The sequence below is a fragment of the Methylobacterium longum genome, from assembly GCF_022179385.1.
In the GTDB taxonomy this organism is placed as follows: Bacteria; Pseudomonadota; Alphaproteobacteria; order Rhizobiales; family Beijerinckiaceae; genus Methylobacterium; species Methylobacterium longum.
This window is the reverse complement of the sequence record NZ_BPQS01000050.1, coordinates 1-16,782: the sequence shown is the minus strand read 5'-3', so window position 1 is coordinate 16,782 and position 16,782 is coordinate 1. Positions and strand designations below refer to the sequence as shown.

Genomic DNA, 16,782 nt, shown 5'->3' with positions numbered 1-16,782 from the left:
GCGTGCGGGAGCCGGCGAGGTTAGGCCCTGATTCCGGCGGGCACCAGGGACAGGAACCCCGATCGCGCACCCGACAGCGGCGACGCCTCGGCATCTGCGCGAGGGGTGGGCTGCCAGGATCGGCATCCCGCTCGGACGAGACCGCCTTCAGGGCGACGGATCCGCAAACAGCGCGCCCCTCCTGGACCGCGCGGCATACAGGCGAGACGTCTCCAGCAGAATCTCGCAACGTATCCGCCGCACCCGACCCGAACTAGGCCCGTCACCGCCCACCGGAGATCGGGCCGGGGTCACGCATCCTCTTCACCGGGCCGGGTGCGCCGCCCGGCGGGCCGGCACCCACCACCGCGACACCATGTCAGAGGCGGCCGAACTCCCGGGAAACGTCGCCCCCCTGGACAGGCCGGTTGCAGGCTGACTGTCTCTCGGGCAATCGTGCATCAGTGCACAAACATAGGTTGCAATAACGCGAGGGGGGCCTGATGCAGCTGTCGTCCGAGGCAATGGCTGCCCTGCGGGCGGCAGGATTCGTCGGGACCTGGGACACCGACGTCCCCGCGGGCCGGTCCGTGCTCGACGCGGGCGCCGCGACCGTGCTGGCCGGAAACCCGGACCTCGCCGGCCAACCGCTCGCCCTCGAGACCGCGCTCGGACGCGTCCATCCCGAGGATCGGGACTGGGTCTTCGGGAAGATCCGCCGCGTCCGGCAGACCGGCGGACCGGTCTCCCTCGAATTCCGCGTGCTGTCCGGGCCGGGCGAAGTCCGCTGGATCCTCAATCGGGGGTTCCTGGCCTCCGATCCGTCGGGCATGCTGCACGGGCGCGGCGCGTATCTCGACGTCACCGATCTCTACACGCGCTCAGGGCGGCTCACGAACGGCGCCGGCCCGGGGCCGGGCGGCGCGCTGGAGGCCGCGGCCGATCACGGCATCCAGGCCCACGCGGCGCTCGAACGCCACGGGGACACCCATCTGCAGATGCTCTCCGGCATGCTGCTGCTCGGGATCGGCCGCACGCTCGCCGGGCGCATGCCCTGAGGGCGGGCGATGCCGGCCCTCAGGTCCGCCAGGGATGGGCCGGCAGCTCGGTCCGGCCGATGGCCTTGGCGCCGGCCTCCGCGACGGTGTGATCGTTCTCCACCGTCGAGCCGCTGACACCGATGGCCCCCGACATCACGCCGTCCGCATCGACGATCGGGATCCCGCCCGGGAATGTGATCAGGCCGTCGTTCGAGTGCTCGATCCCGTAGAGCGGGCCGCCGGGTTGGGACAGCTGCCCGATCTGGCCGGTCATCATGCCGAAGAAGACCGACGTCTTGGCCTTCTTGTGGGCGATGTCGATGGACCCGACCCAGGCGTCGTCCATGCGGTGGAACGCCTTCAGGTTGCCGCCGGAATCGACCACCGCGATGCACATCTGGGTGCCGAGCTCCGTGGCCTTGGCCCGGGCGGCGGCGATCGCCGTCTCGGCTTGCTCGATCGTAACGTGCATGGGACCCTCCCGTTCGCGTTGTCTGCGCGACAGCCTGTGACCGTTTGTCCAGCCTCGCGCAAGCTCGGCCGGTGCAGGCTCAGGCGGCGCGTTCCCGGGCCGCGCGGACGCGTTCGAGGAGCTCGGATGCCAGCTCCGCGCAGGCCGCCGCCTCGGGACAGGGACGCTTCCACACCACCCGCCCCGCGCGCAGGACGATGCCCTCCGCCGCCGCCATCGCGGGCAGCGGCCGGTCGGGCCGCAGGTCGGCCGCGACGCCCTGCGGACCGCCCCGGAGCCGGGCCACGCCCAGCTCGCAGCAGGCCGCGCGCAGCCGCGCGAGGTCGAACAGGGCGAGCACCGGGGCGGGCGCTGTGCCGAAGCGATCCTCGACCTCTCCGGCCAGCGCCTCGATCGCCTCGGGCTCGCGCAGGCGCAGGAGCCGGGTGTGGAGGCTCAGGCGGATCTCCGGCTCGGGGACGTAGTCCTCGGGGATCCGGCTCGGCAGGCCGAGTTCGATCTCCGGACTCCAATCCTCGGCGCGCTCGCCCTTGGCGGCGGTCAGCGCCAGCTGCAGCAGGTGCTGGTAGAGACCGAGCCCGACGAGCTTGGCGTGGCCGGCCTGATCCTCGCCGACGAGGTCGCCGGCGCCGCGCAGGTCGAGGTCCCGGGCGCTCACCGCGAAGCCGGCGCCGAGGCGGTCGAGGGCCTCCAGGGCGCGCAGGCGCTGGAGGGCCGCCGCGGGCGGGGGCGCGCCCGGGTCGCTGAGCAGGTGGACGGTGCCGCGACGCTGCCCGCGGCCGACCCGCCCGCGCAGCTGGTGGAGCTGCGCCAGCCCGAACCGGGCCGCCTCCCAGACCAGCATGGTGTTGGCCCGGGGCACGTCGAGGCCGCTCTCCACGATCGCTGTGGCGAGCAGCACGTCGCCGTCGCCCTCCGCGAAGCGGACCATGACCTCGTCCATGGCCGACGGCTTCAGGTCGCCGTGCGCCACTAGGATGTCGAGGCCCGGCACGAGGGCGCGCAGGCGCTCGGCCATGGGGCCGATATCCTCGATCCGCGGACAGACCACGAAGCTCTGGCCGCTCCTCCGGTGCTCGCGGATGAGCGCCTCGCGGACCGCGTCCGCGTCGAAGGGCGCCACCACGGTGCGGACCGGCTGGCGGAGCGCCGGGGGGGTCGCCAGCACGCTGAGGCTCTGGAGACCGACGAGGGCCGCCTGGAGCGTCCGGGGGATCGGGGTCGCGGTGAGCGTCAGCACGTGCCCGCCCTCGGAGAGGCGGCGCAGGTCCGCCTTCATCTTGGCGCCGAACCGCTGCTCCTCGTCGATCACCGTCAGGCCGAGATCGGAGAAGCGGACGCCGCTGCCGGCGAGGGCGTGCGTGCCGACCACCAGCCGGATCGCGCCGTCGGCGAGCCCCGCCTTGACGCGCTTGGCCTCGGCCGGCGCCACGAGGCGCGAGAGCTGCGCGACCTCGATGCCGAACCGGCCGAAGCGGCGGCGCAGGGTCTCGGCGTGCTGGCGCGCCAGCACGGTGGTGGGGGCGATCAGGGCCGCCTGCTTGCCGGCGAAGATCGCGGCGGCGAGCGCCCGGAGGGCCACCTCGGTCTTCCCGAAGCCGACATCGCCGCAGACCAGCCGGTCCATTGGCCGTCCGGAGGCCAGATCACCCATCAGGGCGTCCACCGCGGCGGCCTGGTCGGGGGTCGGGGCGAAGCCGAAGCCGGCGGCGAACCGCTCCATCTCCCGCGCCGGGGGCGCCAAGACCGGGGCTTCCGTTTCCCGGCGGGCGCGGGCGGCCTCCAGCATCAGGCGCGCGGTCCGCGCCATGGTGGCCTCCGCCTCCAGGCGGCGCCGGGGCCAGGTGCCGCCGTCGAGCTTGTCGAGGGTGACGGCGTCGGGCTCCGGCCCGTAGCGCCAGATCCGGTCCGCCTGGGAGACCGGCACCATCAGGATCGCGTCGCCGGCAAAGCGCAGGCGCAGGGCCTCGGAGGGCTCCTCACCCTGGGTCGCGACCTGCTCCAACCCCTCGAACACGCACAGGCCGTGGTCGCGGTCGACGGCGACGTCGCCGGGGCGCAGGTCGACCTCCCCCATCGGCAGCATCGCCCGGACGCCGCCCGCGACCGCGGCCTCGGGGCCGAACAGGTCGGCGGCGGCGATCACGGTCGCGCCCTGCTCGGGCACCCGGAACCCGGCTGCCAGCGGCGCCTCCAGGGCGAGCACGTCGCCGGGCGCCGCCGCCGCCACGTCGGCCCAGCCGTCGATCAGGCGGATCGGGCGCTCAGCGATCTTACCCGCCTGGCGCACGAGGCGCCGGAGGGGCCGGACCGTGCCGGCCAGGACGACCACGTCGCCGGCCTTCAGCCGCTCGCGCATGACCTTGGCGAAGGCCGTCCCGGGTCGGCGCTCCCCGGCGAGGGACGGCATGGTGCGGGACTCGCCGGCCGCCTCGGTGGCGGCGAGCCGGCCGTGGCGGACGACGATGTCGCGCCACGCCGCGGGGGTGAGATAGAGCCTGGCGCCGGCCAGCCCCCGCTCGTCGCGGGCCTTGAGCCGTCCCCGCGCCTCGTCCATCTGCTCGTAGAAGGCGTCGATCCGCGCCTGCGCGCCGTCCTCGACCGCGAGACGCGCCTCGGGCACGTAGTCCAGGAGGGTGACGAGGCGCGGATAGTAGCGGTCCAGGCGGTGCTCCTGGCCGGTGAACGGCGCGAAGCTCTGGCCGGAGCCGGGCTCCAGGACGATCTCGGTGGCCGGGTCGATGACGAGCGCGTCCGCTTCCGCCACCGAGCGCTGCGAGATCGGGTCGTAGGAGCGGATCGCCGTGACGCGGCCCTCCGCGTGCTCGATCCGGCAGGGGCGCGGCGCGGCGGCGGGAAACACCTCCACGGTGCGGCCGCGGACCGCGATCTCGCCGGGCTCGTCGACCCGCTCGTCGAGGATGTAGCCGAGGCGCTTCAGGTCGGCGGTCGCGGCGGCGACGTCGAGGGGATCGCCGATCCGCAGGGTCACACGGGCCGCGGCCCAGGTCTCCGGCGGCGGCACGCGCTGGACCAGGGCGGGGGCGGTCGTCAGCACGAAGTCCGGCAGGGCGCCCCGGTCGGTCAGCCAGCGCAGCACGGCGGCCCGTGCGCCCATCGTGGCCCGCGACGGCGAGGCGTGATCGAAGGGCAGACAATCCCATTCGGGATAGACCGCGACCCGCGCGTCGGGATCGAGGGCCCGGAGGGTCGCGGCGAGCTCGTCCAGGCGGCGGGCATCCCGCGCGACGTGCACGACCGGCCCGGGCCCCTCGGCGAGGGCCAGCAGCGCCACCGCCAGGGCGCCGGTGGGCATCAGCGGCGCGTCCTCGAGTCCCTGCTGCGCGTCCGCCTTCGTCCTGCGCTTGGCCATGCCTGATCCGAACCTGTCCCGAGCCTGTCCCTTTGAGCCGGCAACGCCGCATCGGCCCCGCGGGCTCCCGTCCGCGGCGATCCGATCCACAGGCGGCACGGCGCGCGGCGGGCGCCCCCCGCGGGGCCCGCGCGGCTCAAGGCAGACGGGCCGCGGCCCCGATCCGACTCCGCGGGTGCGGGCATCCGCAGGTGGGGCAACCCGTCGAGGAGGCCGGACAAATTCGGCCCGCGGCGGGATCCGGTTCAGCCCCTCAAGAGCTTACCGTCGCGGAAACCAATGGTTCGCCACGTCGCCGGTTCAGCGTTGCAAGGACTCACTTGGGAGGGTCGGAGGCGTGGGCTATGACGCTCCCGTGTCGCGGAACGAGACAATGCCCACCCTGTCGGGCTTCGAGCCCCAGCATCCTCAGCGACTCGCCGCCTTGCGGGCCTATGCCATCCTCGACACGCCGCCGGAGCGCGAATTCGACGAGATCGCCGAGATGGCCGCCCAGGCCTGCGGCACGCCGATGGCGCACATCAACTTCATCGACGCCGACCGGCAGTGGATCAAGGCCGCCTTCGGCCATCCGCCGCGGCAGATGCCGCTCGATTTCGGGTTTTGCACGGAGGCGATGCGCGAGGACGGCGTCCTCGTGCTGCCGGATCTCGCGGCCGTCCCGGAGAGCGCCGCCAACCCCCTGGTGACCGGCGAGCCGCACCTGCGCTTCTACGCCGGCGTGCCCCTGGTGACGCCGGACGGCTGGGCCATCGGGACGCTCTGCGTCCTCGACCGCGAGCCGCGCACCCTGTCGGACCAGCAGATCTTCATCCTCAAGGCGCTCGCACGGACCGTGATGACGCAGCTGGACTCCCGCTGCGCCGAGGCGGCCCTGCGCCGGAACGAGGAACGCTACCGCTCGCTGTTCGCGTTCATCGATGCCGGGTTCTGCCTCGTCGAGATGACGTTCGCGGACGGCGACCGCGCCGTCGATTACCGCTTCCTGGAGGTCAATCCCGCCTTCGAGCGGCAGACGGGCCTGCGGGACGTGATCGGCCGCTCGATGCGCGACCTCGTGCCCGGCCACGAGCAGCACTGGTTCGATCTCTACGGCCGGGTCGCGCTCACGGGCGAGCCGATCCGCTTCGAGCAAGCGGCCGAGGCGCTGGGCCGCTGGTACGACGTGCACGCCTACCGGGTCGACGGGCCGGCGCGGAACCGGGTCGCCGTCCTATTCAACGACATCACGGAGCGCCGCCGGAACGAGCTGACGCTCCAGGCGCGGGAGGCCGAACTCCGGCTGGTGGCGGACGCCATGCCGGTGCTGATCGCCTTCATCGACCGCAGCCTCGTGTACCAGTTCGCCAACGCCGCCTACGAGACCTGGACGGGCCAGTCCGCCGCGGACGTCGTCGGCCGGACCGTGCAGGAGCTGCTCGGCCCGGAGGCGTTCGAGGCCCGGCGCCCGGCGATCGAGCAGGCCCTCGCCGGGCACGAGGTCCGCCACGAATGGGTCTGGACCTTCCCGGATCGGGAGGTCCGGACCGCGGACACCCGCTACCTTCCGCGCCGCGACGCCGCGGGACGAGTCGACGGGTTCTACGTCTTCGCGCACGACGTCTCCGAGCGGAAGCGGATCGAGGCGCTGCTCCAGACCCGGGCGGAGCGCCTGGAGGCGCAGGTCGCCGCGCAGACCCGCGACCGCGACCGGGTCTGGACGCTCTCGCCGGTGCTGAAGCTCGTCTCGGACCGGGACGGACGGGTCCACTCGGTCAATCCCTCCTGGAGCCGGGCCCTCGGCTGGTCGGAGGCCGAGACCCTGGGCCGGCCCGCCCTGGATTTCGTGGCGCCGACCGAGCGCGAGGCGGCGCACGCGGCCCTGCGGCCGCTCTGCGCGGATCGCCGCGTCGAGGATGTCGAGCTGTCCTGCCGGACCCAGGCCGGCGACCGGCGCCGCGTGCTCTGGACCGTGGTCCCGGAGGACGGGCTGTTCTATGGATTCGGGCGCGACATCACCGAGCAGCGGCAGGCCGAGGAGGCGCTGCGGCAATCGCAGAAGCTCGAGGCGATCGGCCAGCTCACCGGCGGGGTGGCGCACGACTTCAACAACCTCCTGACCATCATCCGCTCCTCCGTCGAGTTCCTGCGCCGGCCCGACCTCGCGGAGGAACGCCGCCGCCGCTACCTCGACGCGGTCTCCGACACCGTCGACCGGGCGGCCAAGCTCACCGGCCAGCTCCTCGCCTTCGCGCGGCGGCAGGCCCTCAAGCCGCAGGTCTTCGACATCGGCGCCCGCCTGCGCAGCATCGCCGACATGCTCGATTCGGTGACCGGCGCGCGCATCCGCGTCGCCATCGAGCTGCCGGACGCGCCCCGCTTCGTGCGCGCGGACGAGAGCCAGTTCGAGACGGCGCTGATCAACATGGCGGTCAACGCCCGGGACGCCATGGATGGGGAAGGCGGCCTGACGCTCCGCCTCGAGGGCGACCGGCCGATGCCCCCGATCCGCGGGCATGCCGGTGCGCGGGGACCGTTCGTAGCCGTCCGGGTCGTCGACACGGGGGCGGGCATCCCGGCCGCGGATCTCGGCCGGATCTTCGAGCCGTTCTTCACCACCAAGGAGATCGGCAAAGGCACCGGGCTCGGCCTCAGCCAAGTGATCGGCTTCGCCAAGCAGTCGGGCGGCGACATCGACGTCGCGAGCGCGGTCGGCGGCGGCACGACCTTCACCCTGTACCTGCCGCAGGTCGAGGCCTCCGCGGCGTCGGTGGATGACGGCCGCGACGACCGGCGGGACGCCGAGCCCCAGCGAAGCCTGTGCATCCTCGTGGTGGAGGACAATCTCGGGGTCGGGCGGTTCTGCACCCAGATCTTGGAGGATCTCGGCCATGCCCCGATCTGGGCGAAATCCGCCGAGGAAGCGCTGGCCGAACTCGCCCGGACGCCGGACCGGTTCGACGTGATCTTCTCGGACGTGGTCATGCCCGGCATGGGCGGCTTCGCCCTCGCCCGGCAGCTACAGGGCAGCCGCCCCGACCTGCCGGTGGTGCTGACCTCGGGCTACAGCCACGTGCTCGCCACGGACGACACCCACGGCTTCGCCCTCGTGCGCAAACCCTACTCGGCGCAGCAGCTCGCCCAGGTTCTCTACGAGGCGGCGAAGCGGCGCGGACGGCCGGGCGCGGGTGCCTCCCGACCCGCCGCGGGCGAACCGGCCGCGGACGCGCGCGCGCGGGACTGACGGTCCTGGCTCGACGCGCCGGGCAGATCTTCAGGGCTCCCCTGACGCGTCGCCGAAGCCTGTCGTCGCAGCGACCCGGATCCGGCACGACAGGGCCAAGCCGCCCACAGGACCCCGCCGGTCCCGCCGACCTGAACCGGCCCCCTCCCCGCGAGGGGGAGCCCGGGCGCCGCCCTCTCCCGCACGTCGGCGGCAGGCGGCCCCGGCGCGACGCCCAGCGGACCGACCGCGTCGGGGCACCCCGGCGAGGCCTCATGCGTGTGGAGCGGGCCCGGAGCGGCCCGACCGGGCCGCGTTCGCCGACGGCAAGCTCCGGCCCCGTTCGAGCGCTCCGGTCGCCCCTCCCCGGCGCCCGCCGCGGAGGGGGCATGCGGAGCTGGGTCCGCCGGGGCGCGGCCCGGAACAAGACCATTACGGCCGGGTTGACGCCGTGCAGCACCGCGATGGCATCGCCGTGCTGCAGCCCCGCGTGGGCGTTCCTCCCAAGACTCCGGACCGCTTCACCCGAGGCGGTCTTTTTTTGCCCGCGGCGGGGATGCCGAGGGATGTCGGCGCCGCGGGGCGGAGTCGTCGGCGCTCGATGGAGGGCGGGTTCCCCGGTCCACCCGGCCCCGCCCCGGGTCGGGTGCCGCGTCCGCGAGGACGGAGCGAAGCTTCGACCGACGCCCTCGACTGGGACCCGCATCCGGCACGCGTGGACACGCAGACATCCCCGCGAGCGGAGCCACGCTCCGGACTCGGCGTCGGGTCGGGGACCCTCACGCTTCCGGATCACGGCCCTGCCCTCGCGAGGATGGCGGGGTCGAAGCGGATGACGGGGTGAACGCGACCGGGCAGCCGGGAAGGATCCCGGCCGCCCGATCAGGGCGGCCCTTACTCCGCCGCGGTCATCTCGGGGGTGTAGTGGCCGCACCAATCCTGGGCGGCGACCACCGGCCAGAGGCCCTTGGAGTCGGGCGCGGGCTGGCTGACGGGCGGGTTGAAGCGGCACAGGCCGGCATCGTTCTGCGCGACGGCACCGTTGCCCTTGTGCTCGTCGAAGAACCGGCAGCTCTCACACTTCGCGTTCATGAATCAGGCTCCTGGGGCTCGGCGGCCCCGGGCCGCCCTGCAGTGGAACGAAGACTTGGAACTTAGAAACGATCCAATCTATCGATTCAACGGCGGAGGGACCGGCCGGTTCCTCACCCGGACCGTCGCAGCGTCCGGGCCGCTCAGGTGCGGCCGTCGACCGGTGGCGCCGTGAAGTCCACGAGCAGGCGCTGGAGTTCGTCCTCGTGGACGAGGCGCGCCGCCTCCTCCGGGGGAAACCACCGCAGCGTGCGCTGATCCCGCTCCGGCCAGCGCTCGTGCTGGACCTCGACCCGCAGCGGGTAGACGCGGACCTTGCAGGGGAGCGCCTGGCCGTGGTCGAGGCGCTTCTCGTAGCGGTACCAGCCGACCGGACTCGCGGCGATCCGGCCCTGCAGCCCGGCCTCCTCGAACGCTTCCCGCTCGGCGGCCCGGTGGGCCTTCCGGCCGATCATCGGCCAGCCCTTGGGGATGATCCAGCGGCCGGTATCGCGCGAGGTGATCAGCAGCACCTCGAGACGGCCGTCCGCCCCGACACGGAACGGCAAGGCCGCAACCTGCTTGAGCGGCTTGGCCTGGGCCCTCCGCAACAGCTTCTTCAGGTTCGACCGCTTGGATGCCGTCTTCAGCGCTGACCTCGGGAACGAAAGAGGGTGGTTCTTCTCCGGGCGAATCTGCAATTACCCGACACGCAAGGGTTTTACATAGTTGAAGATGGCGAATTTGCATCCGGTCACGGTGATCAGCGAGCCATGCCTGTAACGCTGCGCTCGGGCACCGCCGCCCCGCTTGTCTTGTGGGCGCTGGTCCGCGAAACCTCTTCCGTCCAACGGCAGCGAGTCGCGGCATGCCCGTCGAAATCGAGCGCAAGTTCATCGCGCACCCGTCCGTGCTGGCCTTGTGCCGGTCGGGAACACACTTCGTTCAGGGCTATCTCTACACCGACGACGCCAACACGATCCGCATCCGCCAGGCGGAGGATCGCACGCTGATCACTTGGAAGAGTTCCCGGCGCGGCGCCTGCCGGGACGAGATCGAGTTTGCCATCGCGCCGCGGGACGGCGCGGCGCTCCTGGCCCGCGTGCCGCCCGGCCGCCGCCTCGAGAAGACCCGCTATCGGGTCGCGCACGCCGGTGCGGTCTGGGACGTCGACGTGTTCGGCGGGGCGCTCGCGGGCCTGATCCTGGCGGAGATCGAACTCGAGCGCGAGGACCAGCCGGTGGTGGTGCCGCCCTGGACCGAGCGGGAGGTCACGGCGGATCCGCGCTACCGCAACTCGCGGCTGGCCGCGGGTGCGCCGTCGGAGCGGGAAGCCGCGTAAGACCGGGGCGCGCGGGCGGCGGAGTGAACGTCCGGGGCGCGGCGCCGTTCTAACGGGATGCCTCAGAGCCTGATCACCTGGACCCAGGACGTGACCGCCGGCGTGCCGCTCCCGCGCTACGTCGGACAGGTCGGAGCCGTCGTGGTCGGGATCTGCGAGTACGACGGATCGAACCGGCTGTGGACGTGGTGGAGTCCCCTCGTCGAGGACATCTGGGGCCACGGGCAGGATGCTCACGGCGCCCAGCAGGGCTGCGAGGCGTGGCTGCGCGGCTGGGTGGAGAATTTCAGGCCGTTCTTCGCCTGAGGCTGCGGGCAACCCGAAACCCGCCGGCTCGGAGTCCGGTCAGCGGGCGAACGGGGGCAGGCGGCGCTTCCAGCGCTCGCCGAGCCGCAACTCCTTGGTCCGGCGCCAGGGCGCGGGGCGGGGCGACGGGCCTTCAGCGGGCTCGGCCTTCGGCGCGCGCACGGTCGGCTCGACGGCGAACGCGGCGGGGGGCTCGGGTCGCGCTGCGGCGGGGCGGGGCTTGGCCGCCGGTTTCGGCGCCGGGGGTGCGGCCGCGGCCTGAGCGACCGCGGGAGCCCGCTCGCTGCGCGTCCGTGGCCGCCGCACGGGCGGCGCGACGGCCTCAGGCTCGGGCTCCGCCGGAGGCTCGAACATCGGGACGAGGCTCGGCAGGACACGGCGGGCCGGCGCCTCTGGCTCCTTCCGCGCCGGCCGCGGCGGCGCGGGAAGCTGAATATCCGGTTGCGGCGGCCTCGCCTCGGCCTCAGCCAGTTCCTGCCACAGGTTCGCGTCCGGCCGCGTCCGCACGTTGGGGGAGGTCAGCGATGCCCGTCCGGCCCGGGTGTTCTTGACTTCGACCATGAACGGTCGCGCGCTGCGGCGCTTCATGTAAGACGATCTCCGGAAGCATTCGAGCCGGCACATCGGCGACGCGAACACTCGGAGGCTATGCCTGATCTCGGAGAATGTCCAGAAAGACGAACCGGTACTCGTCAACTTTCCTGTGCTTGTCTCCACGATCGGCGACCGTCTGCATGACGGATCGGCGGCCCGACCGGGACCGACTTCCCGTCCGTTCAGGCCGCCTGCGCCTGGACCGCGCGGACCTGCGCCAGCCCGGCCCCGAACAGGGACTGGTACACCGCCGCGGGGGTCCGGGCCCGGCCGTTGCCGTCGGTGATCGTGACATCGGCCATCCCGGCCGCGATCAGGCTCATGCCCTGGTCCAAGGCGGCGAGCACGGAGGCATGCTGATAGGCGAACCGGCGCGCGGACAGGCGTGCGGACACGGTGAAGTTCATCGAGATAATCCTGGTCTGCGCGGCCCGTTCGCGGGACGGGCGGGCGGCCGCGGTTCGAGGGTCGGGATCGCGCCCGAGCGACGCCGCTCCATGGCCGCGGATAAAGCCATTATCTTGACGAAAGCTTGTTCTTACCGATTTGCACAGGCCGAATGTGGTTTTGGCCAGTCGAGTTCGAGCAGGCCCGGGAACCGCCCGGCGGCGGCGGCGAGCCCCGGCGCCCCCCGTATGGTCGCGTGCCCTGTAGCACCGCATGGCCCGCCCTATGCTACGATCCCTCAGTCTTTACCGGACGGAGCAGGCTGGCATGCTGGATAGACGGACTTTCATGGCTCTCTCGGGCGCCGCGCTCGCCGCCCCGGCGCTGGCGCAGGGCACGGCCGCCCGGACCCTCAAGTTCATCCCGCAGGCCGACCTCACGGTGCTCGATCCGATCTGGACGACCGCCTACGTCACCCGCAACCACGGCCTGGCGGTGTTCGACACGCTCTACGGCACGGATGCCGCCTACGCGGCCCAGCCGCAGATGGTGGCCGGCCACGTGGTCGAGGACGACGGCAAGCTCTGGCGGCTGACCCTGCGGGACGGCCTGACCTTCCACGACGGCAGCCCGGTGCTCGCGCGCGACTGCGTGGCCAGCATCGCCCGCTGGGGCAAGCGCGACGCCATGGGCCAGACGCTGATGGCCTACACCGACGAACTCACGGCGCCCGACGACCGGACGATCCAGTTCCGCCTGAAAAAGCCCTTCGCGCTCCTGCCGGACGCCCTCGGCAAGGTCGGCTCCTCGATCTGCGCGATCATGCCGGAGCGGCTCGCCAAGACCGACCCGTTCACCCAGGTGACCGAGATGGTCGGCAGCGGCCCGTTCCGCTTCAAGGCGGACGAGCGGGTGGTCGGCGCCCGCGTGGTCTACGAACGCTTCGCCGGCTACGTCCCCCGCGAGGGCGCCGCGCCGCAATGGACGTCCGGGCCCAAGCGCGCCTTCATCGACCGGGTCGAATGGCACGTCATCCCCGATCAGGCGACCGCCGCCTCGGCCATGCAGACCGGCGAGATGGATTGGTGGGAGCAGCCGCCGGCCGACCTCGTGCCGACGCTGCGCGGGCTGACCACGCGGATCACCGACCCGACCGGCCTCATCGGCTGCCTGCGGATGAACCAGCTCCAGCCGCCCTTCGACAACCCCGCGGTCCGGCAGGTGCTGCTGAAGGTCGTCGACCAAGCCGATTTCATGCAGGCGGTGACCGGCACGGACCCGAAGCTGATCCACGTGCCCACCGGCTTCTTCTGCCCCGGCCTGCCGATGGCGAGCGATCTCGGCCTCGACGCCCTGACAGCCAAGCGCGACTACGAGGGCGCCAAGAAGGCGCTGGCGGCGGCCGGCTACAAGGGCGAGAAGGTGGTGCTGATGGGCGCCTCCGACTTCCCGAGCCTGAAGGCGCTGGCCGACGTGGCGGCCGACATGCTCACGCGCGCCGGCTTCAACGTCGACTACCAGGTCATGGACTGGGGTTCGGTGGTGCAGCGGCGGGCCAAGAAGGACCCGGTCGCCCAGGGCGGCTGGAGCGCCTTCTGCACCTTCTGGGCAGGGCTCGATCAGGCCAACCCGGCGGTCAGCGCCTTCCTGCGCGGCACGGGGCAGAGCGCCGCGATCGGCTGGCCGACGAGCGGGAAGATCGAGGCCCTGCGGGACCAGTGGCTCGACGCGCCCGACACCGCCGCGCGCAGGCAGCTCGCCGGCGACCTTCAGCGGCAGGCCTTCGCCGACCTGCCCTACCTGCCCCTCGGGCAGTACTTCAACCAGACCTCGTTCAAGCCCACCCTCACGGGCGTCCTCGACGGCGTGCCGGTGTTCTGGAACGTGAAGAAGGGCTGAGGCGTCCGGGAGGCCGGGCCCCCCGGCCGCCCCGCTCCGAGCGCGCGGCGAAGCAATCCGCCAGCGCCGGGCCCGCGGATGGCCTGCGCCCCGGCTTGCTTTGCGGCGCGCAAAGACCAGGGGCACGCGTTACCGTTGCAGGAGCCCGCCAAACCCGGGCTGATCGATCCTCAACGGCATTCCAGCTTACGAATACGCCGTCGTCTTCAACAGATCCGATGCTTCTACGGGCCATGCGCGCTTCCCAGCCGCGTCGGGAACGGGTTAAGCAGGGTCGGCACAGGTCACCGCCAGAGCTGACCGGCCCGCGAGGAAGCCCGAGACGGCCTGCCGTTCCCACCGTCCGCGCGGCGGTCGGCGCCGTCCTGTCCCGTGCGGGCCCGGCCGTGACCTGGATCGACCCGGCCCCCGGCGGGATCCGGCCGGACCCCACGACAGGCGACGAGGACAGGCCCATGACAGGCCCGATAGCAGGCTCCTTGGACGACACCGCGCTCGAACGCTCGGCGATGCGCAGGATCGGCTGGCGGCTCGTGCCGTTCCTGATCCTCGCCTACTTCGTCTCCTTCCTGGACCGCGTGAATGTCGGCTTCGCGGCGATCCAGATGAACCACGATGTCGGCCTGTCCGCGACGGTGTTCGGCTGGGGCGCCGGGATCTTCTTCCTGGGCTATTTCCTGATGGAGATCCCCAGCAACCTGATGCTGGAGCGCTTCGGAGCGCGGTTGTGGATCGCCCGGATCATGGCGACCTGGGGCCTGATCTCGGCCGCCATGGCCCTCGTGCAGGGGCCGTGGTCGTTCGTCGGCCTGCGCTTCCTGCTGGGGCTCGCCGAGGCCGGGTTCTTCCCCGGCGTGATCCTCTACCTCACCTACTGGTTCCCCTCCGCCTACCGGGCGCGGATCATCGGGATCTTCATGATCTCGATCCCGATCTCGTCGTTCCTCGGCTCGCCGATCTCCGGCGCGCTGCTCAACGTGAGCGGGTTCGGGCTGGCCGGCTGGCAGTGGCTGTTCATCCTCGAAGGACTGCCGGCGGTCCTCCTGTCGGTGGCGGTGCTGTGGATGCTGCCGAACGGGCCGAGGGACGCGGCTTGGCTGCCGGCGGCCGAACGGGACTGGCTGGAGCGGCAGCTCCAGGCCGAAGCGGCGCGCAACACGCAGCGCGGCCAGACCGAGAAACCGTCGATGTGGGAGGTGCTGCGCGACCGGCGGCTGGCGCTGTTCGCGGCCATCTATTTCGGCTCGACGGCGAGCAGCTACGGGCTCTCCTTCTGGACGCCGCAGATCGTCAAGAGCTTCGGCCTCGGCAATTTCGAGACCGGCCTCCTGAACAGCATCCCGTACGGTTTCGCGTCGGTGGCCATGATCCTCTGGGGCCGGCACAGCGACAAGACGGCGGAGCGGCGCTGGCACCTCGCCCTCTCGTTCCTGATCCTGGCGCTCGGGCTCGCGGGCGGCACGGTCCTCTCCGGGCTCGGCCCGGTGGTCGCGGCGCTGACGGTCGCGGCGGTCGGCGTCTACATGCTCAAGGGTCCGTTCTGGGCGCTGGCGACGGAGCAGATGCCGCCGGCCGCCGCGGCGGCGAGCATCGCGGCGATCAACGCGGTCGGAAACCTCGGCGGCTTCCTCGGCCCCTACCTGATCGGCGCGATCAAGGACGGGACCGGCAGCTTCACCCTGAGCCTCGTGCCCCTGGTGCTGTTCGCCCTGGTCTCCGCGGCCCTGTCGCTGGTCCCGGGCCGCACCGCGCGTCCGGACCAGGGCGCCGCCCGCCCATCGACCGCCTGACGGCCCCGCCGGGTGTGACGCGTCCCGGCCGCGGAACCGGGCACGGGACCGGCCGGCCGGCCGGCCGACTGCAGCCGAGCCCCGGCCGGGGCCGGTCCAGAACGGGCCGCCCCGGCCCGGGGCACCGATCACCGGAAGCCCGTTCCATGGCCCGGGACGGCGCCGCGCGGACCGTCCTCCCGGGGAGCCGAAGCGGCGGGCCGAGGCGGTAAAGCCCGCACCGCGGCAGACCTGCGGGGGGGGGGCGCGGATCGCGGGGCGGATCGACCGCGAGCCCGGCCGATGGGGATCGCGGGCGCGGTCGCCGGCGGCCCGCGATCCGGTCCCGCTCGCGCTCGGAACCGGCGCGAGGCGGCGCGCAGGCCCGCGGACCCGGCCTCCGCGTCGGCGGGGCGCCCCCGGCCCGCCCCGACCGGGATCCCGATCCCGGGGCCGCGCTGGCCGCACCGTGCCGAAGCCCGCGACGGGAGATCGCCGTGCCCAAGCTCAACGCCATCCTGGAAACGGCGCTGTACGTCGCGGATCTCGACCGCGCCGAAGGCTTCTACCGCGACAGGCTGGGCTTGCGCTGCATCTACACCGACTTCCGCATGCGCACCTTCGACGTCGGCGGCCGCGGCGTCCTCCTGCTCTTCCCGGAAGGCGCATCCCTGCGCCCGATCGAGACGCCGGGCGGGCGCATCCCGCCCCATGACGGCCGCGGTCCGGCCCACATCGCGTTCTCGATCGACGCGGACGCGCTCCCGTCGTGGGAGGATCATCTCGCGGCTGCCGGGATCGCGGTCGAGGGGCGCACGCGCTGGCCGCGGGGCGGCGTCAGCCTCTACTTCCGCGATCCGGACGGGCACCTGCTGGAACTGGCTACCCCGGGCCTCTGGAAGGGCTACTGAGCCGGCGCCTCCGCCCGCGCGCCTGGAGCCGCGTCAGCGCGGGGCAGCAGGCGATCGGTGCGCGGGGGCGGCGGCGGTCGGCGTCCCTCCCCGCGCGAGGCTCCGCGCGCGCGGACGGGGGCGCTCGATCCGGCGCGGCCGAACGGGGCCCGGCCCGCAGGGCCGCGCGCGGCCCCGCGGTGGCCGGAACGACAGAGCGGCCGCCTCCTCTCGGAAGCGGCCGCTCGCGACGTCGTCAGAACGTCAGATCGGAACCCCGGCGGCTTGGCGGAGCGTCGAGGCGCTCCGCCAAGCCGAACGGAATCGTCGGGCCGGACTTAGTACGAGCCGAACTTGTAGTTCAGGCCTGCGCGGACGACGGCGAACTCGTCGGAGCGGCGGCCGACCGGGCTGTAGAAGGCCGGGACGTTGGAGGCGGCGTTGATCACGAACGCGCC

13 protein-coding genes and 1 pseudogene are annotated in these 16,782 nt (G+C 72.9%); 7 read left to right on the top strand and 7 right to left on the bottom strand.

The window, feature by feature from the left end; genetic code table 11:
- Positions 1–482 precede the first annotated feature (482 nt).
- Entirely contained in the window at positions 483–1,037 is a 555-nt protein-coding gene (locus MFF58_RS25915; protein WP_238292106.1) for a PAS domain-containing protein, read from the top strand.
- Between the two features lie 19 nt (positions 1,038–1,056).
- Here MFF58_RS25915 and MFF58_RS25910 read toward each other — a convergent pair whose 3' ends face one another.
- Positions 1,057–1,491 carry a GlcG/HbpS family heme-binding protein gene (locus MFF58_RS25910; RefSeq protein ID WP_238292104.1) on the bottom strand — a complete coding sequence of 145 codons (435 nt, stop codon included), beginning with the start codon at positions 1,489–1,491 and terminating at the stop codon, positions 1,057–1,059.
- 79 nt (positions 1,492–1,570) lie between these two features.
- Positions 1,571–4,864: a DEAD/DEAH box helicase gene (locus MFF58_RS25905; protein ID WP_238292102.1), complete on the bottom strand. Its 3,294-nt coding sequence runs from the start codon at positions 4,862–4,864 to the stop codon at positions 1,571–1,573.
- 373 nt (positions 4,865–5,237) lie between these two features.
- Here MFF58_RS25905 and MFF58_RS25900 point away from each other — a divergent pair, with 373 nt between their 5' ends.
- Positions 5,238–8,087, top strand: coding sequence for a PAS domain-containing protein (locus MFF58_RS25900; RefSeq protein ID WP_238292100.1), 2,850 nt, complete (start codon positions 5,238–5,240; stop codon positions 8,085–8,087).
- A gap of 873 nt (positions 8,088–8,960) precedes the next feature.
- Here the strand turns inward: MFF58_RS25900 and MFF58_RS25895 are convergent.
- Together MFF58_RS25895 and MFF58_RS25890 are read right to left on the bottom strand one after the other, a co-directional pair.
- Positions 8,961–9,158, bottom strand: coding sequence for a hypothetical protein (locus MFF58_RS25895; RefSeq protein ID WP_238292098.1), 198 nt, complete (start codon positions 9,156–9,158; stop codon positions 8,961–8,963).
- A gap of 143 nt (positions 9,159–9,301) precedes the next feature.
- Positions 9,302–9,760 carry an NUDIX hydrolase gene (locus MFF58_RS25890; RefSeq protein ID WP_238292148.1) on the bottom strand — a complete coding sequence of 153 codons (459 nt, stop codon included), beginning with the start codon at positions 9,758–9,760 and terminating at the stop codon, positions 9,302–9,304.
- Positions 9,761–10,005: 245 nt separating this feature from the next.
- Here MFF58_RS25890 and MFF58_RS25885 point away from each other — a divergent pair, with 245 nt between their 5' ends.
- Positions 10,006–10,479, top strand: coding sequence for a CYTH domain-containing protein (locus tag MFF58_RS25885; RefSeq protein WP_238292096.1), 474 nt, complete (start codon positions 10,006–10,008; stop codon positions 10,477–10,479).
- A 57-nt stretch (positions 10,480–10,536) separates the two neighbouring features.
- Positions 10,537–10,785: a hypothetical protein gene (locus tag MFF58_RS25880; protein ID WP_238292094.1), complete on the top strand. Its 249-nt coding sequence runs from the start codon at positions 10,537–10,539 to the stop codon at positions 10,783–10,785.
- A 39-nt stretch (positions 10,786–10,824) separates the two neighbouring features.
- Here the strand turns inward: MFF58_RS25880 and MFF58_RS25875 are convergent, their stop codons facing one another.
- Both MFF58_RS25875 and MFF58_RS25870 read right to left on the bottom strand, forming a co-directional pair.
- Entirely contained in the window at positions 10,825–11,373 is a 549-nt protein-coding gene (locus tag MFF58_RS25875; protein WP_238292091.1) for a hypothetical protein, read from the bottom strand.
- 188 nt (positions 11,374–11,561) lie between these two features.
- Entirely contained in the window at positions 11,562–11,786 is a 225-nt protein-coding gene (locus MFF58_RS25870) for a hypothetical protein (protein WP_238292089.1), read from the bottom strand.
- A gap of 307 nt (positions 11,787–12,093) precedes the next feature.
- Between MFF58_RS25870 and MFF58_RS25865 the strand changes: the two genes are divergently transcribed.
- The 3 genes from MFF58_RS25865 to MFF58_RS25855 all read left to right on the top strand — a co-directional run bounded on the left by MFF58_RS25865 (position 12,094) and on the right by MFF58_RS25855 (position 16,345).
- The gene (locus MFF58_RS25865; RefSeq protein ID WP_238292088.1) at positions 12,094–13,665 is read left to right on the top strand and encodes an ABC transporter substrate-binding protein; all 1,572 of its coding nucleotides are present in this window, start codon (positions 12,094–12,096) and stop codon (positions 13,663–13,665) included.
- A gap of 455 nt (positions 13,666–14,120) precedes the next feature.
- Positions 14,121–15,455, top strand: coding sequence for an MFS transporter (locus MFF58_RS25860; RefSeq protein WP_238292086.1), 1,335 nt, complete (start codon positions 14,121–14,123; stop codon positions 15,453–15,455).
- A gap of 476 nt (positions 15,456–15,931) precedes the next feature.
- Positions 15,932–16,345 carry a VOC family protein gene (locus MFF58_RS25855; protein ID WP_238292083.1) on the top strand — a complete coding sequence of 138 codons (414 nt, stop codon included), beginning with the start codon at positions 15,932–15,934 and terminating at the stop codon, positions 16,343–16,345.
- Between the two features lie 317 nt (positions 16,346–16,662).
- Here MFF58_RS25855 and MFF58_RS25850 read toward each other — a convergent pair.
- Positions 16,663–16,782 (bottom strand): annotated as a pseudogene (locus MFF58_RS25850) (porin family protein); the annotation flags it as partial.